This window comes from Bradyrhizobium sp. STM 3562 (genome assembly GCF_045571435.1).
Taxonomy (GTDB): domain Bacteria; phylum Pseudomonadota; class Alphaproteobacteria; order Rhizobiales; family Xanthobacteraceae; genus Bradyrhizobium.
In genome coordinates this window covers 6,703,805-6,727,288 of the sequence record NZ_CP120694.1, presented here as the reverse complement: position 1 = coordinate 6,727,288, position 23,484 = coordinate 6,703,805, and the positions used below count along the sequence as shown (strand labels likewise).

18 protein-coding genes and 1 pseudogene are annotated in these 23,484 nt (G+C 62.6%); 10 read left to right on the top strand and 9 right to left on the bottom strand.

Annotation, left to right across the window (positions count from 1 at the left end; all coding sequences use genetic code 11):
- Window positions 1–41: 41 nt before the first annotated feature.
- Genes P6U23_RS31025 through P6U23_RS31010 form a run of 4 tightly spaced genes read left to right on the top strand, consistent with a single transcriptional unit; the run spans window position 42 to window position 2,714 of the window.
- Complete coding sequence (locus tag P6U23_RS31025) at window positions 42–755, top strand: PIG-L deacetylase family protein (protein WP_407176177.1); 714 nt, start codon at window positions 42–44, stop codon at window positions 753–755.
- Window positions 752–874 carry a hypothetical protein gene (locus tag P6U23_RS31020; RefSeq protein ID WP_407176176.1) on the top strand — a complete coding sequence of 41 codons (123 nt, stop codon included), beginning with the start codon at window positions 752–754 and terminating at the stop codon, window positions 872–874. The genes P6U23_RS31025 and P6U23_RS31020 overlap by 4 nt, the downstream gene beginning before the upstream one ends.
- A gap of 44 nt (window positions 875–918) precedes the next feature.
- The gene (locus tag P6U23_RS31015) at window positions 919–1,788 is read left to right on the top strand and encodes a hypothetical protein (protein WP_407176175.1); all 870 of its coding nucleotides are present in this window, start codon (window positions 919–921) and stop codon (window positions 1,786–1,788) included.
- Between the two features lie 5 nt (window positions 1,789–1,793).
- A complete protein-coding gene (locus P6U23_RS31010) occupies window positions 1,794–2,714 on the top strand; it encodes a DUF1932 domain-containing protein (RefSeq protein WP_407181645.1) in 921 nt (306 codons plus the stop codon).
- An 80-nt stretch (window positions 2,715–2,794) separates the two neighbouring features.
- Here P6U23_RS31010 and P6U23_RS31005 read toward each other — a convergent pair whose 3' ends face one another.
- The 4 genes and pseudogenes from P6U23_RS31005 to P6U23_RS30990 all read right to left on the bottom strand — a co-directional run.
- Window positions 2,795–5,620 carry a PAS-domain containing protein gene (locus P6U23_RS31005; RefSeq protein ID WP_407176174.1) on the bottom strand — a complete coding sequence of 942 codons (2,826 nt, stop codon included), beginning with the start codon at window positions 5,618–5,620 and terminating at the stop codon, window positions 2,795–2,797.
- A gap of 338 nt (window positions 5,621–5,958) precedes the next feature.
- Entirely contained in the window at window positions 5,959–7,221 is a 1,263-nt protein-coding gene (locus tag P6U23_RS31000) for an MFS transporter (protein WP_407176173.1), read from the bottom strand.
- On the bottom strand, window positions 7,221–8,111 hold the full coding sequence (locus P6U23_RS30995; RefSeq protein WP_407176172.1) for a TauD/TfdA dioxygenase family protein: 891 nt from the start codon (window positions 8,109–8,111) through the stop codon (window positions 7,221–7,223). The genes P6U23_RS31000 and P6U23_RS30995 overlap by 1 nt, the downstream gene beginning before the upstream one ends.
- Window positions 8,112–8,398: 287 nt before the next feature.
- A pseudogene (locus P6U23_RS30990) lies at window positions 8,399–8,566 on the bottom strand (ABC transporter permease); the annotation flags it as partial.
- Between the two features lie 386 nt (window positions 8,567–8,952).
- Between P6U23_RS30990 and P6U23_RS30985 the strand changes: the two are divergent.
- The 6 genes from P6U23_RS30985 to P6U23_RS30960 are packed head-to-tail and all read left to right on the top strand — an operon-like array spanning window position 8,953 to window position 15,527.
- Window positions 8,953–9,831 carry an FAD binding domain-containing protein gene (locus tag P6U23_RS30985; protein ID WP_407176171.1) on the top strand — a complete coding sequence of 293 codons (879 nt, stop codon included), beginning with the start codon at window positions 8,953–8,955 and terminating at the stop codon, window positions 9,829–9,831.
- Window positions 9,821–10,312 (top strand): (2Fe-2S)-binding protein, encoded by a 492-nt coding sequence (locus P6U23_RS30980; RefSeq protein ID WP_407176170.1) that lies wholly within the window; start codon window positions 9,821–9,823, stop codon window positions 10,310–10,312. The genes P6U23_RS30985 and P6U23_RS30980 overlap by 11 nt, the downstream gene beginning before the upstream one ends.
- The gene (locus P6U23_RS30975) at window positions 10,309–12,657 is read left to right on the top strand and encodes a molybdopterin cofactor-binding domain-containing protein (RefSeq protein WP_407176169.1); all 2,349 of its coding nucleotides are present in this window, start codon (window positions 10,309–10,311) and stop codon (window positions 12,655–12,657) included. The genes P6U23_RS30980 and P6U23_RS30975 overlap by 4 nt, the downstream gene beginning before the upstream one ends.
- Window positions 12,654–13,760, top strand: a complete 1,107-nt coding sequence (locus P6U23_RS30970; protein WP_407176168.1) for a ring-opening amidohydrolase — start codon at window positions 12,654–12,656, stop codon at window positions 13,758–13,760. Before P6U23_RS30975 ends, P6U23_RS30970 begins: the two co-directional genes overlap by 4 nt.
- A 10-nt stretch (window positions 13,761–13,770) precedes the next feature.
- A complete protein-coding gene (locus P6U23_RS30965) occupies window positions 13,771–14,991 on the top strand; it encodes an FAD-dependent oxidoreductase (protein ID WP_407176167.1) in 1,221 nt (406 codons plus the stop codon).
- On the top strand, window positions 14,988–15,527 hold the full coding sequence (locus tag P6U23_RS30960) for a VOC family protein (protein ID WP_407176166.1): 540 nt from the start codon (window positions 14,988–14,990) through the stop codon (window positions 15,525–15,527). Before P6U23_RS30965 ends, P6U23_RS30960 begins: the two co-directional genes overlap by 4 nt.
- A 92-nt stretch (window positions 15,528–15,619) precedes the next feature.
- On the opposite strand, the gene pncB is transcribed toward P6U23_RS30960, so the two are convergent.
- From pncB to P6U23_RS30935, 5 genes are all read right to left on the bottom strand, one after another.
- The gene (gene pncB / locus P6U23_RS30955; protein WP_407176165.1) at window positions 15,620–16,927 is read right to left on the bottom strand and encodes a nicotinate phosphoribosyltransferase; all 1,308 of its coding nucleotides are present in this window, start codon (window positions 16,925–16,927) and stop codon (window positions 15,620–15,622) included.
- Between the two features lie 168 nt (window positions 16,928–17,095).
- Window positions 17,096–18,064 (bottom strand): ABC transporter substrate-binding protein, encoded by a 969-nt coding sequence (locus P6U23_RS30950; protein ID WP_407176164.1) that lies wholly within the window; start codon window positions 18,062–18,064, stop codon window positions 17,096–17,098.
- Window positions 18,065–18,086: 22 nt separating this feature from the next.
- Window positions 18,087–18,938 (bottom strand): ABC transporter permease, encoded by an 852-nt coding sequence (locus P6U23_RS30945; RefSeq protein WP_407176163.1) that lies wholly within the window; start codon window positions 18,936–18,938, stop codon window positions 18,087–18,089.
- On the bottom strand, window positions 18,935–19,717 hold the full coding sequence (locus P6U23_RS30940) for an ABC transporter ATP-binding protein (RefSeq protein ID WP_407176162.1): 783 nt from the start codon (window positions 19,715–19,717) through the stop codon (window positions 18,935–18,937). Before P6U23_RS30940 ends, P6U23_RS30945 begins: the two co-directional genes overlap by 4 nt.
- Window positions 19,718–19,943: 226 nt before the next feature.
- Window positions 19,944–23,462 carry a molybdopterin cofactor-binding domain-containing protein gene (locus tag P6U23_RS30935; protein WP_407176161.1) on the bottom strand — a complete coding sequence of 1,173 codons (3,519 nt, stop codon included), beginning with the start codon at window positions 23,460–23,462 and terminating at the stop codon, window positions 19,944–19,946.
- Window positions 23,463–23,484 lie beyond the last annotated feature (22 nt).

The window sequence follows — 23,484 nt, the reverse complement described above, 5'->3', positions numbered from 1 at the left end:
AACCTCGTGACGCATTCGGCAAATAGAATGGAGTGCCAAAAATGAAAACCGGTCTTGTGATCACAGCCCACCCCGGAGACTTCGTCTGGCGCGCCGGAGGCGCTATCGCGCTCCACGCAAAGAAGGGGTACCGGGTCAAGATCGTCTGCCTGTCCTTCGGCGAGCGCGGCGAAAGCCAATTCGCCTGGAAGGAGGCGGGCGCGACGCTGGAGTCTGTCAAGGCCGGGCGAAGGGATGAGGCGGAGCGGGCGGCAAAATTGCTCGGCGCTGAAATCGAGTTCTTTGATTGCGGCGACTATCCGCTCAAGCTCAACGAGGCGCATTTCGACCGCATGGTCGACATCTATCGGGAGCTCAATCCGAGCTTCGTGCTGACGCATGCGCTCGAGGATCCCTACAATTTCGATCACCCCGATGCGGCGCATTTCGCGCAGCAGACTCGCGTGGTCGCGCAGGCGATGGGCCATAAGCCCGACGCGAAATACAAATACGCCGCGCCGCCGGTGTTTCTGTTCGAGCCCCATCAGCCGGAGATGTGTAACTTCAAGCCCAGCCTGATCCTCAAGATCGACGAGGTCTGGAACCAGAAATACGAGGCGTTCCAGATCCTGGCGGCGCAAAAACATCTCTGGGGATATTATGAGCGCGTGGCGCTCAACCGCGGCATCCAGGGCAGCCGCAACACCGGCGTTCCCATGACCTATGGCGAAGCCTATCAGCGCCTGTTTCCGACCGTGGAGGAGATCCTGCAATGAAGCCTGTCATGGTCAGGAACATCAAGCGTGCCGATGCGAGCGGGATGGACATGTACAGGAGGCGCGAGGCGCTGGCCAAGGCAGGCCTGGCCTATGTCGATCATTCCGAGCAGGCTTAGGCGTCCGGCGTTTCGCATGGACCTTGTCACTGGAGTTGGCTGCGATGGATATTCCCCGGTTGCGCATCGTCCTCGGCAATCATGCGCATGTTCATCCGCTCAAGCGCGGCGAGGTTCGCTCCGACCTCGTTGATCTGGATTTCATCGACTACACGCCGACCAACGCGGCTTTCAAGCCGATGGTGCGCGAGCAGGCGTTTGACGTCTGCGAAATGGCGATCGTCACCTATCTGATGGCCAAAGCGCATCGCAAGCCGCTGGTGTTGCTTCCGGCCGTGATGCTCGGACGGTTTCAGCACGCCTACGCGATCTACAACAGCGAACGCGGGACGATCGGATCGGGCGATCTGCAGGGCAAGCGCGTCGGCATCCGTTCCTTCACCACGACGACCGGCGCCTGGATCCGCGGAATCCTTACCAATGATTACGGCGTCGACCTCGATGAAATCCATTGGGTCACTTTCGAGGATCCGCATGTCGCCGAATATCGCGACATGACCGAGCGCGCAGCGGAGGGCAAGAGCATCATCCAGATGCTCTTGAACGGCGAACTCGATGCCGTGCTTGGCGAGACCTCCAGCGATCCCCGCCTCAAGCCGCTATTCTCTGATCCCGCGGCGGAGGCCGCGCGATGGTTTGTCAAACATGGCGTTTTCCCTGTCAATCATCTCGTGGTCGTGACCGAAAAGCTTGCGCGCGAGCGGCCCGACATCGTGCGCGAAGTCTATCGCCTGCTCAAGCAAAGCAAAGCCAAGGCGGGGCAGGCGGCGGTTCCCGACCCCGTTCCCTTTGGCGTCGAAGCCAATAGGAAATCGCTTGAGCTGATCATAGACTACGCCGCCCAGCAATCGCTGATCCCTCGACGCTTCACCGTCGATGACCTCTTTGACGAGACGACACGGGAGCTGAATTGATGACGATGCCTACTGATCCGAAACGTTGGCAGATCGGCCTTATCGGTTATGGCGAGGTCGGGCGAATCCTCGCCGAGGATCTACGGAAGCAAGATGTCAAGGTTTACGCTTACGACATCAAGCTCGGCGGCGGGCAATCGGCGCCGTTGCGTGCGCATGCTGAACGGTTCGGTGTTGCGCTCGCTCCTTCGCACGCGGCCTTGGCTGCTGATGCCGATTTTATCGTTTCCGCCGTTACGGCGAGCCAGGCCGTCGCGGTTGCGCAGGCCTGCGCGCCCGCAATCAGGAACGGCTGCTGGTTCCTGGATTTCAATTCTGCTTCGCCTGGTGCCAAGCGACGGGCAGCGGCGATGATCGATGGCGCAGGCGGCCGCTACGGGGAAGGTGCCGTCATGACCTCGGTGCCGCCCTATCGGATCAAGGTGCCGCTCCTCCTTGGTGGCGGCGGTGCGCGGGAATTGGCGCCGCTCCTGGCTGCTCTCGGGTTCGATGCGAAGGTTGCCAGCGAGGAACTGGGTGTGGCCTCGGCCGTGAAGATGTGCCGCAGCATCATCATCAAGGGCATGGAAGCCATGGTCATCGAGAGTTTTACGACCGCGCGGGCCTATGGTGTGGAGGATGCGGTGCTGGCCTCGCTTGCACAGACGTTTCCCGCCATCAATTGGGAGAGGCAGGGCGCTTACTTCTTCCAGCGCGTGATCGAGCATGGCAGGCGGCGTGCCGAGGAAGTGCGCGAGGTCGCGGAGACCGTCCGCGAGGTCGGGCTCACGCCCTGGTCCTCGCAAGGAACGGCGGAGCGGCAAGCCTGGATGGCCGATCTCGCCGATGCCGGCGTGTTTGGGACGAGAGAGAGCAAGGCGTTCGCGCGCAGTCCCGACTGGCGGACCGAGGCCGACCGGATCTTGGAAGAGCTCAAGAAAGTGTAGGATGGGTTGAGCGGCAGCGAAACCCATCAACACCGCGAACACGGTGGGTTTTCGCTGCGCTCAACTCACCCTACGACAACTCACGCTACGCGGTGCACTGGATTCATCTGCTCAATGATGTGGCCGACGTCGCCGGCGGAGCATGGCTTGCTGAAGTAAAAGCCCTGGACTGCGGTGCAGCCAGCCTGACGCACCAGCTCGAGCTGTTCGGCGGTTTCGACGCCTTCCGCGGTCGTCTCGACGCCGAGATTGGCGCCCAAGCTCGCGATCGTGCGAACGATCGCGCCGCTCTCATGGGATTCGCCGAGAGAGCCGACGAAGGAACGGTCGATCTTGATGGTATCGAAGGGAAATTTGCGCAAGTAGCCGAGCGAAGAATAGCCGACGCCGAAGTCGTCGAGGCTGACGCGGACGCCGAGCTTGCGAAGCTGGTGCAGGATGGCGACCGTCGCTTCGTCATCTTGAAGCAATGCGGTTTCGGTGACTTCAAGCTCGAGCCGCTTCGGGTCCAGCCCGGCGGCAGCAAGCGCGCTGGTGACCATCGCCACAAGACCGCGGGCGCGAAACTGCACCGGCGACAGGTTCACCGCGATCTTGATGTTATCCGGCCAGCCGGCCGCCGTCGCGCAGGCCGTGCGCAGCACCCATTCGCCGAGCGGAACGATCAAGCCTGTCTCTTCCGCGATCGGGATGAAATCGGCCGGCGAAACCAGGCCGCGCGCGGCGCTATTCCAGCGTAGCAACGCTTCGAAGCCGGTCAGCTCTCCGGTGCCCAGACGAATTTGTGGCTGGAAGGCAAGATGAAACTCGCCGGCTTCCAGCGCGCAGCGCAGGTCGTTCTCCAGAATGTGCCGCGCCCGGGCCTGCGCCTCCATTTCGGGCCGGAACAATTCATACGCGCCTCGTCCCTGCGCCTTGGCCTGGTAAAGCGCGAGGTCGGCGCACTTCATCAGCTCATCCGGATCAAGCCCGTCGTCGGGCGCGATCGCAATGCCGACGCTGACGCCGGTGTGGATAACGTGGCTCTCCAGCGGCGGTGGGTGGCCGATGACCTCGACCAGGCGGCGGGCAAGCTGTTCGGCCGATTGCGGTTGCGGCCCGCGTTGCAGCACGGCGAACTCGTCGCCGCCGAGACGCGCGACCGTATCATTCTCACCCACGCATTCCCTAATGCGCGCGGCGACCCATCGCAGCAATTGATCGCCGATCGCGTGTCCGAGCCGGTCGTTGACGGTCTTGAAGTTGTCGAGATCGAGGCACAACACCGCCATCTTGCCGCCGCGCGCCGCAATCTCCGCCAGGCCTCCGCTCATCTTCTCACGAAACAGAACGCGATTTGACAGATCGGTCAGCGGATCGTGCTGGGCCATGTGGGCCACGCGCGCCTCGGCCTTGCGATGCTCGGTCACGTCCTCGTAGGTGATGACCCAGCCGCCGCCGTGCTCCATCGGGCGATGCGTGAGCTTGATGATGCGGCCGTCACCCAGGTGACGATGCAGGATATGTCCGCCCCTCCTGAGCTTCTCGACATAGTCGTCATAGAGCTGCTGCGGCGTGGTGGTCGGATGATTGCCGATGGCGCAGCTATGCTCCATGATCTCGCGCATGGCGACGCCGGGCTTCACCACGTCCGGCGACAAGCGATACATGTCAATATAGCGCCTGTTGCAGACGATGACGTGCAAATTGCTGTCGAGCATGACGAGACCTTGCGTCATGTTGTTCAGCGCCGCATCGAAACGACGATATTGCTCGCCTAGCTCCTCATGCGCCCGTTCACGCTCGGTGATGTCTTCATAGGTAGCGACGCAGTTGCCGTCCGATAGCGGGCGATAGCGCACGGCAAGCAGCCGCCCGTCGCACATGCGGCGCTGAACCGTCAGGTCCTTCATTTGGGAAAGCCGCTGACGCAATTCTTCGAACAGAGCGTCGATTGGGAAGTCGTCGGGGTAGACGCCGTGCCCCATCACCGTGCGGATCAGGTCGGACAAATGCGTGCCGGGCTTCGCCTCGTGCGGGGCGAGACCGTAGATCTTGAGATAGTTGCTGTTACAAACCAGGAGCCGAAAATGTTCATCGTAGACGCACAGGCCGTTTGCCATGTTCTCGAGTGCGGCATCGAAAAGAAAGTTCTGTCGTTTCAGCGCTTCTTCCGCGCGCAACCGCTCGGTTACGTCCTCGCACGCGGTGACCCAACCGCCATTCGGCATCAGCCGTGAGATGGCCTGGACGACGCGGCCGTCGGCGCGGGTCAGGAATGTAGGTTGGGAATTTCCGCCACGGATTTCGCTCATCTGCATGTCGTAGAGCTGCTCCGCGGAGACTCCGCTGGCGTTACCCCTGGACACCCAATGCTCCACGATCTCGCGGTAGCTGACGCCCGGCTTGATCACGCCGGCATCAAATCCGTAAACCTCGAGGTACTGGCTATTGCAGATGATCATCCGCTCGTCGCGATCGAACATCGTCAGGCCGTGGGACATATGGGCGAACGCATGCTCGATGCGTTCGGTCTGCACCCGCAAGGCACTCTCGAGCTTCGCCCGCCGCGTGATGTCGTCGCAAACGGTGAGCCAGCCGCCATCGGACAGCGGCTGAATGTTGAGCGTCATGACGACGCCGCTCGGCAAAGCCTGCTCCGTGCTGAATGGTTTTCTTGCGGAGAGGAGCTCAGCGCGGGCGCGCCAGATCTGTTCGAATCTGTCGGTGGGAAAATTCCCGCGTGAGGCGCTGTGTTCGAGTACTTGTCGGTAGGTGATCCCGGTCCGGATCACGTCCGGTGACATGTCGAACAGTTCGAGATAGCGGCGGTTGAATAGAACGACGCGATTGTCCGCATCATAAACACACACGCCCTCGGCCACGCCGTCGAGCGCGGCTTGGCTGAGCGCGAGCAGTGCTGACATCGGGGGCCTTCTGTGCGGGCGGGTATTTTTCTTGCGAGGCGCAGCCATCGGCTGTTCAGAAGTCCAAAAAATTCAATGCATGATGTCTGGTGACCCTTTGAGGCTAACGGTGAGGCGGGAAGATTGTCTTAAGGAGGGTAGTTTACGGAGCGTGACCGCACTCGTTCGCTTTTGCGAGGCAGCAGTTTTGCGGCCCGCATCGGTGCAAAGACGATGCAATTCCGTCTGAGGTATTTTAATACTTCCACTCGCGTCACGTCATTTTCACGACCGGGGCGCGGGCGCCCATTCGGAGCAGTCGCTGAAAGCCGGTGGCTTGAAGACCTTGGGCTCGGCCTCTATGCGCGAACTGCTTTGAGCGGTGCGGTCTCAAACGGCTTGTCGGGGTGCATGCGAAACGCCAGGGCTGCGCCCAGCAGCAACAGGCAGATCGAGCCCGTGAACGGCAGCGTCCAGCTTCCGGTGCGGTCGACGAGATAGCCAAATACGAGTGGCGAAATGATGCCGGCGGTGCCGAAGCCGAAATTCATCATTCCGCTCGCGGACCCCGAGTACTTCGGTGCAATATCCATCGGCACGGCCCAGATCGGACCGACAATAAGCTCGATGCAGAAGAAGGCCGCGGCAAGCGAAACCGCGGCGATATTGATGTCGTGAATCAGGATGACCGGAAGCAGGAATACGAAGCCGCCAAGCAGGCCGGCCACGATGACATTGCGCCGCGCGGCGACCCTGTCCCCGGTCCGCTGCAGGATCCGATCGCTCACCGTGCCGCCGAGCGTGTCGCCGATCACGCCGCCCACAAACACGCCGGCGGAATAAAGCGCCGACTGTCTTAGATCCTGATGGTAGTTCTGGTAGAAGAAAGATGGAATCCAGCTCACGAACAGCCACAGCGTCCATCCGTAGCAGAAGTCAACCATTGTGACCGGCAACATGCGCTGGAACAGTTTGAGCCAGGGCACCGGCTCCCTGGCATTGTTACGGCTTCGGGTCGGCAGCGCGGCGAACTCCTCCTTGCTCAGCGGCGGGGCCGTCGGCACATCCCGGAAATACCAGGTCCACAGCACAACCCACGTCAGGCTTGCCAGCGCCAGCACCACAAAAGAGCCGCGCCATGAGACCAGCTCGATCAAAAGGGCGATGAGAGGCGGTGTGACGGCATTGCCGATGCGCGCGAAGGAGTGGGTGATGCCTTGGGCAAAGGCCCAGTTTCGTTCGGGCGTCCACACCGCCATGGCGCGGGTTGCGGTGGGAAAGGTCGCGCCTTCACCGATCCCGAGTGCCAGGCGAGCGGCGACCAGCGTCACGAGACTGTCGACCAATCCGGTCGCCGCAGTCGAAATGCAAACAATCAGACCGCTGACGCAAAGCGTGAGCCGCGCCCCGAACTTGTCGCCGAAATAGCCGCCGATCAATTGAAACAGCGCGTAAGGATAGGCGAAGGCGGAGAAGGCGAGACCAAGCTGCGTGTTGCTTAAGCCCAGATTTGCCTTGATCAGTGGAGCTGCGGTCGAGATGTTGACCCTGTCGACGTACAAGATCATGTACATCAGACACAGCAGCAGCAAAATCCAGTTGGATGCGCCGAACCTGCGCATCAGGCCGGTCTCGCATGACCCTTAATCTGGGTGCGGTGCATGATCCGTCGGCTCAAGTCGTCGAACGGATCACGCCGATGCATGGTGCAGCGGTTGTCCCACATCACGAGATCGCCGATCCGCCAGACATGCTCCCAGGAAAATTCCGCTCGCTCGATGTAAGTCCAGAGCTCATCGAGCAAGGCTTCCGATTCCGCAAGCTCAAGTCCGAGCAGATAGGCGTTGCGACGCCTGCCGAGATAAAGCATCTGCCGGCCGGTGTCCGGATGGATGCAGACCAGGGGATGCACGGCGCCGGGCGAGGTTCTGGGATCATCGGTCGGGGTGACGCCCTGACGGACATAACCGCCGCTGTTGTAAGTGCCGTCGTGCTTGATCTTGAGCGTCGCGATCCGCCGTTTCGTCTCCGCAGGGAGCGCATCGTAGATCGCGTACATGCTGCAGAACGACGTATTGCCGCCGACCGGCGGCACCTCGATCGCATAGAGCATGCTCGCCATCGGCGGCACATCGAGATAGGACATGTCGGTGTGCCACACGGCTTCGCCCGCGCCGAGGCTGCCGATCGGCTCGCCATTCACCTTCACGTTGGACACGATATAGATTTCGGGTATGCCCTCGACAAAGCGCCGGCCGGTTTCCTGTACGGGAGCCCAATCGAGATCTCCGAAGCGGCGGCTGAATGCGACGAGATCCTGATCGCTCAGCGTCTGGCCGCGAACGAGAAGCACTTGATGCTGGTGCCAGGCGCGCTTGAGTGCGGCAAACTGCCGATCATCGAGCGACCGCAAGTCGACGCCCCGCACCTCCGCGCCGAGCGCAGCGCCGGTCGGAATGATCTCGATTGCATCGTGAACCGCGCCGCGCGCAATTGTGCTTTCGACAGTCATCGTAACCGACCTCCCCAGCATTCTCGATCACGCGCAAGGTCGACCTTACGCATTTATTGTTTCTGTTCGGCGACAACCTGCCGCCGGAGCTATGGCGCGCATCGCCACATCCACGAAGCGTCGGCCGGGCCCGCGTCAAAATTTAGACGGTTCGGGAGGGAAAATGAACTGGTTGTACGGCGGTGATGTTTGATATTTAAGTAGTGCGGCGCCTCAAATGCGCGCCTTAAAATGGCGATCCGTAAATGGCGATCCGTCGAGGGAAGAAGGAACGGAACCGGAATCCGATAGGAGCCGGACAGGAGGCGCGCGCCGATGCCGGCTTCCGCCCCGGTCGGCAAGTCCGCGACGATCGCGCCGACCAGCGAAATGCTCATCGCCACCTTCTGACTCGTGAAGCGATAGATGATCGACGCCGGCCAGCGCAACTTCCAGAGCACCTGGTGTGGTGTCGCCGGCCAGTCGGCGGCCTCGACGATGCGGGACATATTCCGTGCGTCCACCACGAGCCGCTCCGGTGCCTTGCGACGGAGACTGGTCAGGTGAGCTGAGAAAGTTGGCGTGAGAGGCGCCTTCGCCGCAGTCAGTTTCAGCGGTCGCTCCGCTCACAATCGAAATGCTTGGCCTGGGTGATGCCATGTCGGGATATTGTCAAAAGCGATTTGGAGTGGCGCTGATTCTTTGAGCACGCAGAAAGAATAATGAGCAGGATTTTGCTGCATCTCCATGCAGAAATGGAGCAGGTCGCAGCAAGTGGCTTTTGACTTGTTGACCGGGCCGAAGATAGTTTCGTGTTGCGTCGCCATGTCGATTGCGAATGCACGCGTCAAAACGGACCCAGATGAAGCCCGCACCTTTCAAATACATCAAAGCTTCGTCGCTCGCGCATGCTCTGTCACTGAAGTCCGAATACGGCGACGACAGCCGCTTTCTGGCGGGCGGTCAGAGCTTGATCCCGGCATTGAATTTTCGCCTGGCGCGACCTGCGGTGCTGATCGACATCAACGGCTTGGCCGAGCTTGAGGCCTGCGACTGCCTCGAAGACGGAAAGCTGCGGCTCGGCGCGCTGACGCGTTATCGGACGCTCGAACGGAACGGCGATTTTTTAAGGGCTTGCCCGCTGTTCGCGGATGCGCTTCCGCATATTGCCCACCCGCAAATCCGCAATCGCGGTACCGTCGGCGGCAACCTCTCCCATGCGGATCCTGCCTCCGAATTGCCGGCGGTCACTGTTGCAATGCGAGCGCGCATGCGCGTCAAATCCGAGGCCGGCAAGCGTGAAATGGATGCTGCGGACTTCTTTGTCGGGCTTCTCACCACCGATCTTCGGTCGGACGAAATCCTGATCGACGTCATTTTGCCGGTGCAAAAGCCGCGCAGCGGAAGCTGCTTTCTGGAGGTGGCGCGACGGCGCGGCGATTTCGCGCTGGCGGGTTGCGCCGCCGTCATCACGCTGGATGACGAGGGTCGCTGCATAGATGCGCGGCTGGCGCTTTGCGGAGTGGGCGAGACGCCGGTGGATGCAAGCGGCGCCGCGGCCGCTCTGATCGATGAAAAGGGCAGCGATAAGCTGATCGACGCGGTCGCGGCGGACGTGCAGCGGTGCATCGCGCCGGCAGGCAACGTCCACGCCAGCCCCGATTACCAACGCCATCTGGCGGGCGTTCTATCGGCTCGCGCGCTGCGCAAAGCCCTCGAGCGGGCCGCCCATGCAGCCTGACCGGCACGAGGTCGAAGTCTCCGTCAACGGCACCTCATATCGTCGTGACGTCGAATCGCGGATGCTGCTCAGCGATTTCCTGCGCCATGAACTGCTGCTGGCCGGCACTCATGTCGGCTGCGAGCACGGCGTCTGCGGTGCTTGCACGGTCTTGCTGGATGGCGAGCCCGTCCGTTCATGCCTGATGCTCGCGGTCCAGGCCAACGGCCATGAGCTCTCGACGATCGAGGGTCTTGCTCCAGAGACTGGCGAGTTGCATCCGCTTCAGCAGGCCATGCACGAGCATCACGGCCTGCAATGCGGCTATTGCACCCCCGGTATCTTGATGACCATGATCGCGTTCTTGCGGGAGAATCCCGCGCCTTCGGAACAGGAGGTGAGGGAGGCGCTGTCGGGCAATCTGTGCCGCTGCACGGGCTATCAGAACATCGTTGACGCGATGCTGGTCGCAGCCAAGACAATGCAGGCGAGGGCGCCATGACCACGCGTTTCTTCGGTGCCGCCGTCAAGCGCAACGAGGACAAGAAGCTCCTCACCGGGCAGGCGCTGTTCATCGACGATGTGGAGCTGCCGGGCATGCTGCACGCAGCGTTTCTGCGCAGCCAGGTGGCGCATGCCCGCGTGAAAGGGATTGATCCGTCCAAGGCGTTGAAACGCGCCGGCGTGGTCGCCGTCTATACCGCGGCCGACCTCGGCGCCTATTGGCAACCAGGACCATTGCTGGTGCCCCCGCCGCCCGTGCCGGGACTCGTCTTCAACCTGCGCAGCCACGTGCCGCTTGCCAAAGACACTGTCCGCTATGCCGGTGAGCCGCTGGCGATCGTCGTTGCGGAAAGTCGCTACATCGCGGAGGATGCGCTCGACGACATTTCAGTGGATCTGGAGATCCTTCCGGCGGTCGTCGATCTCGAGAAAGCCCTGGACAAAGACGCAATCCCTGTTCACGGCGATCTCGGCACCAATGTCGCCGCGCATGTCCATCAAGCCAAAGGCAACTATCGGAGTGCCGCCGCACAAGCGGACCTGATCCTCAAGCGCCGTTTCCGTTACGAGCACGGCATATCATCACCGATCGAGACGCGCGGCGTTGTGGCGCAGTGGAACGCACGGGCCCAGCACATGACGGTCTGGGACACCACGCAGGCGCCGGTCTTCGTGCGTAACGCTCTTGCCAGCGCGCTCGGTCTCGGCGAACGCCAGGTGCGGGTGATCGCCCCCTTCGTCGGTGGCGGGTTCGGGCCGAAGATCATGATGCTGTATCCGGAAGAGGCGACGCTGCCTTGGATATCGATGCGGCTCAATCGCCCGGTGAAATGGATCGAGGACCGGTTCGAGCATTTCGTCGCGACGACGCACGAGCGCGGCCAGATCCACGACGCCGAGATCGCGCTGACGCGCGACGGCCGCATCCTCGGGGTGAAGGACGTCTTCCTGCACGACAACGGCGCCTATAACCCTTACGGGCTGACGGTGCCGATCAACAGCCAGTGCACGCTGCTGGGGCCCTACGTGATCCCGGCCTATGACAGCAGCTTTACGTCTGTGTTCACGAACCTTCCGATTGTGACGCCGTATCGCGGCGCCGGGCGCCAGCACGGCGTGTTCGTGATCGAGCGCCTGCTCGACCTTGCCGCGCATGAGCTCGATATCGATCCGGCCGAGATCCGCCGGCGCAATCTGATCCCAAGCGATGCCTTCCCGTATCGGAACGAGATCATCTATCAGGATTTTCAGCCGCTCGAATATGACAGCGGCAATTATGAGCCCGTGCTCGACAAGGCGCTGGAGGCGATCGGCTATGCCGATTTCGTCACGAAGGAGCAGCCGAAGCTGCGCGCGCAAGGCCGCTATGTCGGCATCGGCATTGCGTGTTACGTCGAGGGCACCGGCATCGGGCCCTATGAGGGCGCCAAGGTGCAGGTGCAGGCCAACGGAAAAGTGAGCGTCGCCACCGGCATCGGCACGCAGGGGCAGGGGCATTTCACAAGCTTTGCCCAGATCGTAGCCGATCAGCTTGGCGTCGATGTCACCGACGTCGAGATCGTCACCGGCGATACCGATCAGTTCTATTGGGGCGCCGGCACTTTTGCCAGTCGCGGTGCTGTGGTGGCCGGCAATGCCATCAACGAAGCCTCGCGCGCGGTGCGGAAAAAAGCGCTCAAACTGGCCAGCGATGCTTTCGAATGCGCCGAAGAGGATCTGGTTCTTGCTGACGGTAAGGTCTCGATCATCGGCATTCCCGGAAAATTCATCCGTCTTGGCGAACTCGCGCAACGTGCCAACCCGATGCGCGGCGCGGTCAAGCCCGGCACCGAGCCGGGGTTGGAGTCGACGCAATATTTCGGACCGCCGAGCGGCTCCACGGCCAATGGCGTGCATGCCGCGATCGTCGAAATGGATCCGCTCACCTTTGAGCTGACGATCCTCAAATATGTCGTCGTGCACGACTGCGGCACCGTGATCAATCCGATGATCCTCGCCGGCCAGATCCACGGCGGGGTAGCGCAGGGGATCGGCAATGCGTTCTACGAAAAGGTATCGTTCGACGAGCACGGCCAGCTCCTCAATGCCTCGCTTGCCGACTATCTGCTGCCCACCGCGCTCGAAGTGCCGCGGATGCAGCTCGACCACACCACCACGCCCTCGCCGCTCAATCCTCTGGGGATCAAGGGCGCGGGCGAGGCGGGAGCCATTCCCGTCGGTCCGTTGTTTGCGCAGGCGATCGAGAATGCGCTTGAGCTGAAGCAGAACGGGGTCGAGCTATTGGAGATCCCCTTGAGCCCGAGCCGATTGTTCGAATTGATCCGCGAGGGCAGCAAGCCATGAAGCTGGCGCAGGTGTTCAGGCTGTCGATGGCACATCCGGGGGATCTTTCCGAGCTAGATCGCCTGATCGTCGATGGTACGGTCCGCGCGGCGGATATCGTCGCGATCATCGGCAAGACCGAGGGCAATGGCGGGGTCAACGATTTCACCCGCGGCTATTTCACCCAGACCTTGATGACACTGCTGTCGCAGCACTTGAACAGGCCGCCAGCGCAATTGATCCGGGAAATCCCTTGCGTGCTCTCGGGCGGCACGGAGGGCGTGATGAGCCCGCATTATAGTGTGTTTTGCAGCAGGGAGGCCAAACCCGCCTTGCGCAGCGCGCGCTCGGCGCTTGCAATCGGCACCGCCTTCAGCGAGCCCGTCCCGGCGGAGGAGGTCGGCCGGCGCGCCCATGTCGAGAGCGTCGCGAACGCGGTTCGCAAGGCCATCGCCAATGCGGCAATCGAACGGCTCGATGACGTGCATTTCGTGCAGGTGAAGTGTCCGTGTGTGACGGTGGCGCGCGCCGCCGCTGCGATCGCCATGGACAAGCAACCGCTCACCAGCGATCCCAACAAATCCATGGCCTTTGCGCGCGCGGCTGGTGCCCTTGGCGTCGCGTTGGCGCTCGGCGAAATCGGGCCGAGCGATTTCACCGACGCCTCGCTGCTCAGCGATTTCTTCATCCAATCGCCGCGCGCCAGCATTTCGTCGGGCGTGGAGGTCGAGAGCAACGAGGTCGTCGTGCTCGGCAACAGCCCGAACTGGGCGGGGTCTTTGCACATCGCGCATCGGCCGATGATCGACGCGCTCGACATCGGCGCGGTGGTGGATGTGCTGGCCGATCTCGACATTGCGGCGAAACCGCAGGTATCCGCGGGCGATGCGGCGCGCATTCGTTCCGTGCTGGTGAAATGCGAGCCCGACCGGCGCGGCAAGATCCGCGGCCATCGCCATACGATGCTCGACGACACCGACATCAACGCACAGCGGCACATCCGGGGAGCGGTCGCCGGCCTCGTTGCCGGCGTGATCGGTGATGGCCGGATTTTCGTCTCCGGCGGCGCGGAGCATCAGGGGCCGGATGGTGGCGGTCTGATCGCGGTGATCGCCGAGCAATGAGGTGCTCCTGATGCGGGTTGTCATTGTCGGGGCAGGCGTTGCCGGATGCGTGATGGCACGCAGGCTGTCGCTGCTGGATGGCGTCGAGGTGACATGCCTCGAGCGCGTCAGCGCGGATGACCACTCCGAGGCCGGCACCGGCCTCAATATCGGTCCGAACGCGGTGAAGGCCTTGCGGGCAGTTGATCCCGAACTGACCGAGAGCATCACCAAGGCCAGCTTTCCGTGGCGCAATTGGCGCATTTCGCTGACCGACGGCACCGTGCTGTTCGATCTGCCGCTGTCCGAAGTCGCGGAAGGGCCGGGCTGGCGCATCAGATGGTCGGAGCTTTATCGCGTGCTGCGCGAGGCGGCCGGCTCAAGCGTATCCTATGGCTGCGACATCACCAGCATATCGCGTGACGCTGCGGATCCGCGAAAGACGTCAGTCGCGTGGACGCAAGACGGCAAGCAATTTCGGCGCGACGGCATCGATCTCCTGATCGCGAGTGACGGGCGCTATTCGAGCGTCCGGCGCGCCATTTCCGGTGAGGTCGAGGTGCGTCAAGTTGGTGTCGCGATCTCGCGCGTGCTGGTGCCGGACACGTCGAACGGTCTGATCGACGATTACGAACAGTGGTTCAATGGACCCAATCGCCTGCTGTCGTTCCGCGTGCCGCCGAACCATATCTATATCGCTTGTGCCTTTCCCATTCCGCCGCAGGCGGATTTCCCCCCGCATCTGAAAACCGCGGGAGCGCTGCGCGCCGCCTATACCCCGCCTGATGCCGCGCCCAGCGCGCAAGCGCAATGGATGATCGACACGGTCTGCGCCAATGTGCACGACACCCATTGGGCGAGGATGCAGGAGCACGATATCCTCTACCGCGGCGCCGACAGCAACGTGCTTTACCTTGGCGACGCCGCCCACGGCATGGTGCCGACGCTCGGCCAGGGCGCAACTCAGGCCATTGAAGATGCGGCCAGCGCGGCGGCGTTGATCGCGCGCCGCTACGGCCATGGACAGCGCGATGTCGCGGATTGGCTGAAGGAGATCGAGGCGCTGCGGAAGGAGCGCCTGCGCTTCGTCATGGAGTTATCGCTTGAGGCCACCGATACCATGTTGGCTGGCGCCGATCCGGTAAAGGGAACAAAGCAAAAGAATGAAGCGCCCTTCCGCAAGCGCTTGGCGGAGCTCTATCGGAATGTGGGGTCGCTGTTGGACACGAGGAAAGAGGAGATAACGCAATGACCGCAGCCGCTGAAAAGACCGGGGCCGCCGAGATCACGCTGCCGCTTGCCACGGTGCACGGGCTCTTTCACATCGCGATCAAGACTGATGATTTGGCGGCGACGCGAAGGTTCTGGACCGAGATTATCGGCTTGCGCGAATTTCCGCGGCCGGATTTCGGTTATCCCGGTGCCTGGCTCGGCTGTACCCAGCCGGGCGGCCTTGCCATCATCCACATCTATGCCGGCGGACCGGCACTCGGGCCCGAGGGCAAGGCGCAGGCGGGCACCGCCGCGATCGACCACGTCTCGCTGTCCTGCTCCGGCTATCGCTCCTACATTTCGCGCTTCAAGGCCGCGGGGCTGGACTGGCGCGAGTTCATCGTGCCCGGCACCTCGCTTTGGCAATTGTTCGTCTACGATCCGAGTGGCGTGCAGCTCGAATTGACCTTCGAATCCGGCGGCGAGGGCGAGGAGAGACCGGATATGTCTCCGGGTCGCAAATATGTTGCGGGCTCGAGCTTCTTCGACAAGGCGACCTATCCCAAGCTCGCCTGATCCGATGCGGGATGTCGATCGTCCGTTGTGGTCGCTTTTCCGTCGCTTACGATCGCAATGACGTCGAGAGGACAGGCGCGTCGCGCCCGCGGTCAAACATGCACGGGCGTGCGAACACGACCCGCGCTGCCGAACACACGCAAATAGCGTTCGACCTCGGAAGGAATGCCGGTCGCCTTTTCCGGATTATCCGACAGCTTGACGGCCGGCCGGCCGTCCACCGAGGACACCTTACAGACAATGGAGATCGGATCGAGATTGACCGAAGGGTCTGGCGCGCAGGCGACGAAGTCATTGGTCAGGTTGGTGCCCCAGCCGAAGCTGAGTCGGACCCGGCCGCCGAAATGGTGATAGGTCTCCTCGATCGACTCCACGTCCATGGCGTCGGAGAAGACCAGCAGCTTTTCCTTGGGGTCGCGGCCTTTCTGCTTCCACCACTTGATGATGTCTTCGCCTGCTTCGATCGGCGGCGCGCTGTCGGGGCGAAAGCCGGTCCAGTCCGCCACCCATTCCGGTGCATCGCGCAGGAAGGCCCTGGTGCCGAACGCGTCGGGCAGCGCGACCAGCAGATTGCCGCCGTAGGTGTGGCGCCATTGATCGAGGATGCGATAGGGCGCCCAGCGCAGCTCGTTGTCGTCATTGGCGAGCGCCGCCGCCACCATCGGCAACTCATGCGCGTTAGTACCGATCGCCTCGAGATCGTTGTCCATCGCGAGCAGCACGTTCGATGTGCCGGTGAAGGAGGGCCCAAGTCCTTCCTTGACGGCTTCGACGCACCAGCGCTGCCAGAGAAAGCCATGACGACGCCGCGTGCCGAAATCGGACAGGCGCAAGCCCTCCAGCCTTTTCAGCCGCTCGACCTTGGCCCACAACTTGGCCTTGGCGCGGGCATAGAGAACGTCGAGCGCAAACCGGCCGAGCCCCTTCATTGCCGCGCGCGAGCGGAGTTCGTTCATGATCGCGAGCGCTGGGATCTCCCACATCGTGGTGTAAGCCCACTTGCCGTGGAAATGCAGCTCATACTGGCCCTCCACCTTGCGCAACTCATATTCGGGGAGCTGAAAGGTGGAGAGCCAATTGATAAAATCCGGCGAGAACATCTGGGTCTTGCCGTAGAACGTGTTACCGGCGAGCCAGATCAGCTCCTTCTTGGAAAAGCGGATAGTGCGGGCGTGATCGAGTTGGGCGCGCAGTTCGCCCTCGTCGATCACATCGGCGAGCCGCACATGGGTCGAGCGGTTGATCACCGAAAAGGTCGTCCTTGTATCCGGGTAGAAGTCCCGGATCATCTGCTGCATCAGCAGCTTGTAAAAATCGGTGTCGAGCAGGCTGCGCACGATCGGGTCGAGCCGCCAGCCGTGGTTATAGGTTCGGGTCGCAATATCGGTTACCGCTGTCATGGCGGCGAACTTATCGCGTCGGGACAGCGCTAACCAGTACCCGGTGCGGTCGAGCAGCCTGCGATTTTGGCAGGCCACGCCCGCAAGGATTGCGGTATGTCCGCATATCCCGGAGGGATTGCCGGGTGCCAGCGCGCCCGAGCCGCCCGGGACGGTTTATTTCACGGCCTATTTCATCGTCAGCGCCTGATCGATGTATTTCTTCACCACAAAGCTCTTGTAGTCCGGCTGGCTCGCGAGGTTGCCGAGCGCGATTTGCGTATCCATCGCCACTTTCAGCGCGTCCGGGGTGATGTCGACGCTCGGCGGGTAGACGCCCTCGGCGAGCATGCGCTTGACCGCCGCCTCCACCACGGCCGGGTCGAGAGTGGGAAATTCCGTCTTGGCGATCTCCACCGTTTTCGCTTCGTTCTTGGCCATGAAGCGCATCGCCATTTCCATGCCGTTCACGACCCGCTGTGCCAAATCGGGATCCACATCGTTGCGGGCGGTGACGGCCGAGAAGGCGTACGGGCCATAGGCCTTCGGAAAACCGAACACCACCCTCATCCCCTTGGCGACGACCTGGTCGAGGCCCGGCTCATACATCACGGCGACATTGGCCTGCTTCGCAAGGAATGGGCCCGGCTCACTGCCGATCGCGACCTGGATCATCTCGACATCCGACTTTGCATCCATGCCGTTCTCCTTGAGGAGCTTCATGAACAGCGAGGTGCTGGTGGTCGGCATCAGCCCGGTGACGACCTTCTGGCCCTTAAGATCCTTGACGCTGTCGAACTTGAAATCGGGCGCGGTTGCGATCCACACGGCGGCGCCGTTCACGACATTCGCGACGATGCCGACGGGCGCTCCTTTTGACGCCGCGATCGCAGTCCATTCCGGCCCATGGATCGAGAATTGGGCGCTGCCGGAGATCACAGCCGAGAGTGCGACGGTCGGCGCACCGGCGGTCTCCTTGGTGAGATCAAGGCCCTGTTGCGTGAAGAACCCCTCATCGATCGCGACATAGAGCGGCAGATAGAGCATCGATTGGAACGCTTGCGACAGCGTCACCTTCTTGTTCTCGGCTTGTGCGGGTGCGGCGAGCAGCACCGAGACAAGTGCCGTGACGCCGGCAATCCGCTTCAACAACGACATCTCACATTCTCCGTGTCTGCGATTAAACCCGGACCTGATGGGTTGTGCTGGCCTGCTTCCAAGGCAGGCTCGTCCGCTCGACCAGATCGATCACGTAATAGAGCGCAAATCCCATGATCATCAGCGTGAACAGGCCGGCCCAAACCGTGTCGAGGTCGTAGAGGCTGGACGCCGTGTAGATCAGGTGACCGAGCCCGCGTTGCGAGGAGATGAACTCCCCCACGACAGCGCCGACCAGCCCGAAGCCGATATTGATGCGGAAGGTCGCGATGATCGCAGGCAACGTCGACGGCGCCACGGCCTTGAAGAACACCTGGTGCTTGCTAGCGCCCATCGAGATCAACAGCGATTGCAGGTCGACATCGGCGTCCTTGGCCGCCTGGTAGGCCGCGATCAGCGCCACGATCGCAGTCAGCGACACCGACAGCGCCACCTTCGAGATCAGGCCGGTGCCGAACCAAAGCACAACGATCGGCGCCAGCGCGATTTTCGGCACGCTGTTGATGGCGACGATGAAAGGTTCGACCAGCCGCGCCACGAAAACCGAATACCAGAGCGCGAGACCCACCAACGATCCGACGATGGTGCCGATGACAAAGCCGAGAATGGCCTCGAACAGGGTGAACCAGGTGTCCGCCAGCAATTCACCGCTGGCGATCATTTTCCAGGCGACCGTGAAGATGCCGAGCGGAGAGCCGACCAGGAATGCCGAGATCCACCCCATCCGCACGCCGGCTTCCCACAGCGCAAAGAAGGCAATCACGGCAAGCGCCTGCAGCAATGAGCGGCCGACGGCCGTGTCGAAGGCGGGGCGTTTGGGCGCGCGTGCTTTCCGCTTCGGAAGCCGGTCCGCGCCGGGCAGGGTAAGGGTCACGTCGTTTTCTCGGTTTGAATGTCGAGCTCGGCGCAGAGCGCGTGGAAATAGCCGGAGAACCGGCTGTCGCTGCGGGCCGCAATTGGCGAGGCGGCGGCAATGTCGATGTCGTGCACGATCTTCACACGCGCCGGGCGGCCGCTCAGCACCACGACGCGCTTGGACAGCGCGACCGCTTCATCGATGTCATGCGTGACCAGGATGACGGTCTTGTGATAGGTCTCCACGGCTTCCTTCAGCACGCCTTCGAGGTAAAGCCGGGTCTGGTAGTCAAGCGCCGAGAACGGCTCGTCCAGCAGCAGGATGTCTGGATCCATGATCAGCGTTCGGATCAATGCCACGCGTTGCCGCATGCCGCCGGACAGCATCTTCGGGTAAGCATTCTCGAAGCCGCCCAGCCCGAACGCTTTCAGATACTCACGCGCCTTGCCTTCGGCCTCGCCACGGTCGACGCCGCGCGTCTCGAGCCCCAGCAACACATTGCCGAGCACTGTTCGCCACGGAAACAGCAGGTCCTTCTGCATCATGTAGCCGACGCGGCCGCGCAGGCTTTCGATCTCCTGGCCGAGATAGTGCATGGAGCCGGCATCAGGCTCGATCAGGCCGGCGATGATGTTGAAGATGGTCGTCTTGCCGCAGCCGCTTGGCCCGATAATGCTGACGAAATCGCGGGCGTTGATATCGAAGGAGAGATCGTCGAGCACGCGCACTTCGCCGGCTTTGCCGTGGAAGGATTTGCGGACGTTGCGAACACTGAGCTGGATCGGGGCCGGTATCATGGCCTGCATACACGCAACTTGCATGCCAGACCGACGCGGTCAGACTCACTTATTCGTCAATGTCAAAGTGAAGGCCGCATAGTCCTACCGCGTCATGGAGGGCTCTATCCTGAGGAGCTTGCGCGAGCCAAGCGTCTCGACGGATGAGACCGGCATCGGGGCGCATTCGCGCCTCCTCACCATGAGGGTTTACTGGGCGCGGTGCCGCCTCTTTAGGCAGAGGCGTTCAATGCAGCGCTGACGCCCGGAGCCGGCTGACGGCGTCGCGCACATCGCGCCATTGCGGCTTGTCGGGGGCGAATTGCCGCCGCAGATAGGCGACGAGTTCGGCGATCTGATCGTCGCTCATGGCGTCCTTGAAAGCGGGCATATAGCCGAGATCGCTGGAAGCCGGCTGGATAATGCCGTGCAGGATCACCTGGATCAGATTGTCCGGAATCGCACTGTGGAGATTGCTGTTCAACGCCAGCGACGGTCGGCTGCCGAACAATGGCAGCCCTCCGACCTCATGGCAAACCGCGCAGGCGCCTTGGTAAAGGCGTGCGCCAGTCGAGGAAGCGAGCACAGCGCGCGTTTCGTTTTCAAGCTTTGTGGCGAGCGCTTGCTGCGCGTCCGCCTCGAGAGCCGTTTCGTTGAAGGACGCAAGATAAGCCGCCATCGCGCGAATGTCCTGATCGGGCAGGGTAGCAAGATCCTTCACGATCGGCGCCATGGGCCCGGCGGCAACGCCGTGAAAGCGGGATTCGCCGGTCCGCAGATAGGAATAAAACTCGTCCTCGCTCCATGGGATCGGAGCGTGCGAGAGCGAGGTCAGCGGCGGTGCCTCCCAGCGCTCGGCAAGCCCGCCGGCGAGATAGGCATCGGCTCTCTCGGCGCCGAGCGCGTTGCGCGGCGAATGGCAGGCGCTGCAATGGCCGAGGCTTTCGACGAGATAGGCGCCGCGATTCCACAGCTCCGATTTCGCCGGGTTGGGCTTGAACACACCAGGCTGATGGAAAAGCGCATTCCATCCCGCGAGCAATGGGCGCAGGTTGAAGGGAAACGCGAGCTTGTTTTGCGGAATCGACGCGCGCACGGGCGCCTGCGCGATCAGATAGGCATAGAGCGCCTGCAGATCGGCTTCGCTGGCCTTGGCAAAATGCGTGAAGGGAAAAGCCGGATAGAGATGACTCCCATCGCGATGGATGCCTTCGCGCATGGCGCGCTCGAAGGCGGGATAGGACCAGGCGCCGATGCCGGTCTCGACATCAGGGGTGATGTTGGTGCTGTAGATCGTTCCGAACGGCGTCTCGATCGGTCGCCCGCCGGCGTTCACAGCGCCGTCCACTGTAGTATGACAAACTGCGCAATTGCCGAGTGCCGCGAGCTGCTCGCCACGAGCGATCGTCGCTGCCGAATAGACGGACGGATCCGGCCGCGCGATCGGCGCGATGGCGCGTCCCGGCAGCACCGCCGCACCAAGGCCGAGGGCAGCCGTGCAGAGAGCGGCGATCGTTGCGAAGATGCCGCTCCTTCCCGAAAACGGGCTTCGCCAGTTCTTCGATGACTGCGCCCTGGTCGGCGGCGGCAGCGTCTCCGGCTTCGTTGGCACATCGCCGCGCAAGCCCTTCAGGATGCGCTCCGGCGTAAAAGGCGGCTCGCGAAAGCGCACGCCGGTCGCATCAAAAATCGCGTTTGCGATCGCGGCTGCGCTTGGAACGGAGGCGGATTCGCCAACCCCAAGCGGCGGCTGATCCTGGCGCGGCAGCATCAAGACATCGATCTTCGGAAGGTCCGGAAACTTGATGATCGGATAGGCGCCCCATTCCCGCGTCGCCACCGTGCCGCGTTCGAACGAGACCTGCTCCATCAGCGCGCGGCTGGTCGATTGGATGACGTTGCCCTGGATCTGATGGCGCACGCCGTCAGGATTGATCATCAATCCGGAATCCTGGCCCGCCACGACGCGGGTGACGCTGACCTCGCCGCTCGTTTTGTCCACTGCGACATCGGCAACCCAGGCCGACCACGCCGCGCCATAGCCGGGGAATTTGCTGTGCACATAGAGCGCATAGGCGAAGCCGCGCCCGTGCACGACGTCGCCTTCTTTTTCTTCGCGGACCGGGCGTGGCGTCCAGCCGGCGCGTTCCGCCACCGCATTGACGAGATCGATGGCGCGCTTGTCCTTGAGGTAACGCAAGCGATACTCGATCGGGTCGACACCTGCCTCCGTCGCCAGCTCGTCGATGTAGGATTCATGCGCAAAGCTGTTCGGCAGCGCCGAGACGCCGCGAAGCCAGGACGCGCGCACGATCGGCGGCATGTCATGGGCAACGACCCGCATGTGGTCGTAGTCGTAGGGCGGGATCGCGGTGCGGTCGCCCATTTCGTAGACGGCGGGGATCGGCGCAAGCTTGCCGGTCAGCAGCAGCGCCAGGGTCGGTGCGCCATTTGACGGATAGCGGGTGGCAAAATCGTAACCGGCGACGGTGCCGTCGGCGTTGAGCCCGCCGTTGACATCAATGAGCTGCGCCGTGCCTTTGGGCTCCCAGGCATGCTCCTGCTCGCGGGTCAGTTGCACGCGGACGGGACGGCCGACCGCGCGCGACAACAGCAGCGCGTCCGCACTGACGTCATCGGCGCAGTTACGGCCGTAGCAGCCAGCGGCCTCAAGCCGGATCACTTCGATATCGGCCTCCGGCCGATCCATCAGCAGCGCGAGGTCGCTGCGCAAAACGTGCGGGTTCTGCGTGCCCGACCACACCTGGATGCGGGCTTCCCGATAGTCGGCGACTGCGCAAGACGGCCCCATCGACGCATGCATCTGATAGGGCCAGGTGTAGGTGCGCCGCATCGGCTTGGCGGCGCCCGCCAGCGCGCCTTCGACATTGCCCTTGTCGATCAGCGTGCGCGGCGTCGATGGGTTGGCGCGAAGTGCAGTGTCCAGGTCGTCCAGCTCGGGCAGGGTGGGAACAGGCTTCCAGCTCACCCTTAGCCGCGCCGCTGCTTTGACCGCGTTCTCCTCGCGCTCGGCGATCACGCCAACGAAATCGCCGATCGTTACGACCGCGACCAGGCCGGGAATATCAGCCACTGAATCTTCATCGACGGCGATGAGGCTATTGCCGACGAACGGCCCGGCGTCGACGCCGGCATAAGGCGGGCGCACCACACGGCCGTGCAGCATGCCGGGCACACGGATGTCGTGGACATAGACGAGCTCGCCCGTCGCCTTGGCCGGAAGGTCGACGCGAGGCACGGATTGCCCGACGATGCTGTAGCTGCCTGTCGGCTTGAGCGGCACGTCTTCGGCGAGATCGAGCCGGATGCACTCGTCGCCGATCAGTTCGCCATAGCTGACACTGCGGTTATCCTTGCCGCGGATCAGACCGTCCTCAATGGTGAGATCGGCGCTCGGCACCTCCAGCCGCTCCGCCGCGCGCGAAAACAGAAATTGCCGGGCCTGCGCTGCAGCCTTGCGCAAGGGGACTGCCGTGATCTGGATGGTCTCGCTTGCGATCGTGGCGCCCTGGTTCGGCACGAGCGAGGTGTCGCCGAGCACCACCACCACGCGCGCAAAAGAGACGTCCAGTTCCTCGGCGACGATCTGTCCCAGCGCGGTGCGAATCCCGGTCCCCAGATCGACATGACCATTATAGGCGGTAACCGAGCCATCCGCCGTGATCTTGATGAAGGTCTCAAGGCCGATCGAGCCCGCGTTGGCGGCCTGGACCACGGATAGTGATCCCTGCCGCTGCGAACGCATGTCGGCGCTATTCAACGAGGCG

Bases quoted from the DNA above. Each gene is read 5' to 3' on its own strand.
- P6U23_RS31025 (WP_407176177.1), top strand. From the start codon at position 42: ATGAAAACCGGTCTTGTGATCACAGCCCACCCCGGAGACTTCGTCTGG.
- P6U23_RS31020 (WP_407176176.1), top strand. From the start codon at position 752: ATGAAGCCTGTCATGGTCAGGAACATCAAGCGTGCCGATGCGAGCGGG.
- P6U23_RS31015 (WP_407176175.1), top strand. From the start codon at position 919: ATGGATATTCCCCGGTTGCGCATCGTCCTCGGCAATCATGCGCATGTT.
- P6U23_RS31010 (WP_407181645.1), top strand. From the start codon at position 1,794: ATGCCTACTGATCCGAAACGTTGGCAGATCGGCCTTATCGGTTATGGC.
- P6U23_RS31005 (WP_407176174.1), bottom strand. From the start codon at position 5,620: ATGTCAGCACTGCTCGCGCTCAGCCAAGCCGCGCTCGACGGCGTGGCC.
- P6U23_RS31000 (WP_407176173.1), bottom strand. From the start codon at position 7,221: ATGCGCAGGTTCGGCGCATCCAACTGGATTTTGCTGCTGCTGTGTCTG.
- P6U23_RS30995 (WP_407176172.1), bottom strand. From the start codon at position 8,111: ATGACTGTCGAAAGCACAATTGCGCGCGGCGCGGTTCACGATGCAATC.
- P6U23_RS30985 (WP_407176171.1), top strand. From the start codon at position 8,953: ATGAAGCCCGCACCTTTCAAATACATCAAAGCTTCGTCGCTCGCGCAT.
- P6U23_RS30980 (WP_407176170.1), top strand. From the start codon at position 9,821: ATGCAGCCTGACCGGCACGAGGTCGAAGTCTCCGTCAACGGCACCTCA.
- P6U23_RS30975 (WP_407176169.1), top strand. From the start codon at position 10,309: ATGACCACGCGTTTCTTCGGTGCCGCCGTCAAGCGCAACGAGGACAAG.
- P6U23_RS30970 (WP_407176168.1), top strand. From the start codon at position 12,654: ATGAAGCTGGCGCAGGTGTTCAGGCTGTCGATGGCACATCCGGGGGAT.
- P6U23_RS30965 (WP_407176167.1), top strand. From the start codon at position 13,771: ATGCGGGTTGTCATTGTCGGGGCAGGCGTTGCCGGATGCGTGATGGCA.
- P6U23_RS30960 (WP_407176166.1), top strand. From the start codon at position 14,988: ATGACCGCAGCCGCTGAAAAGACCGGGGCCGCCGAGATCACGCTGCCG.
- pncB (WP_407176165.1), bottom strand. From the start codon at position 16,927: ATGACAGCGGTAACCGATATTGCGACCCGAACCTATAACCACGGCTGG.
- P6U23_RS30950 (WP_407176164.1), bottom strand. From the start codon at position 18,064: ATGTCGTTGTTGAAGCGGATTGCCGGCGTCACGGCACTTGTCTCGGTG.
- P6U23_RS30940 (WP_407176162.1), bottom strand. From the start codon at position 19,717: ATGATACCGGCCCCGATCCAGCTCAGTGTTCGCAACGTCCGCAAATCC.
- P6U23_RS30935 (WP_407176161.1), bottom strand. From the start codon at position 23,462: ATGCGTTCGCAGCGGCAGGGATCACTATCCGTGGTCCAGGCCGCCAAC.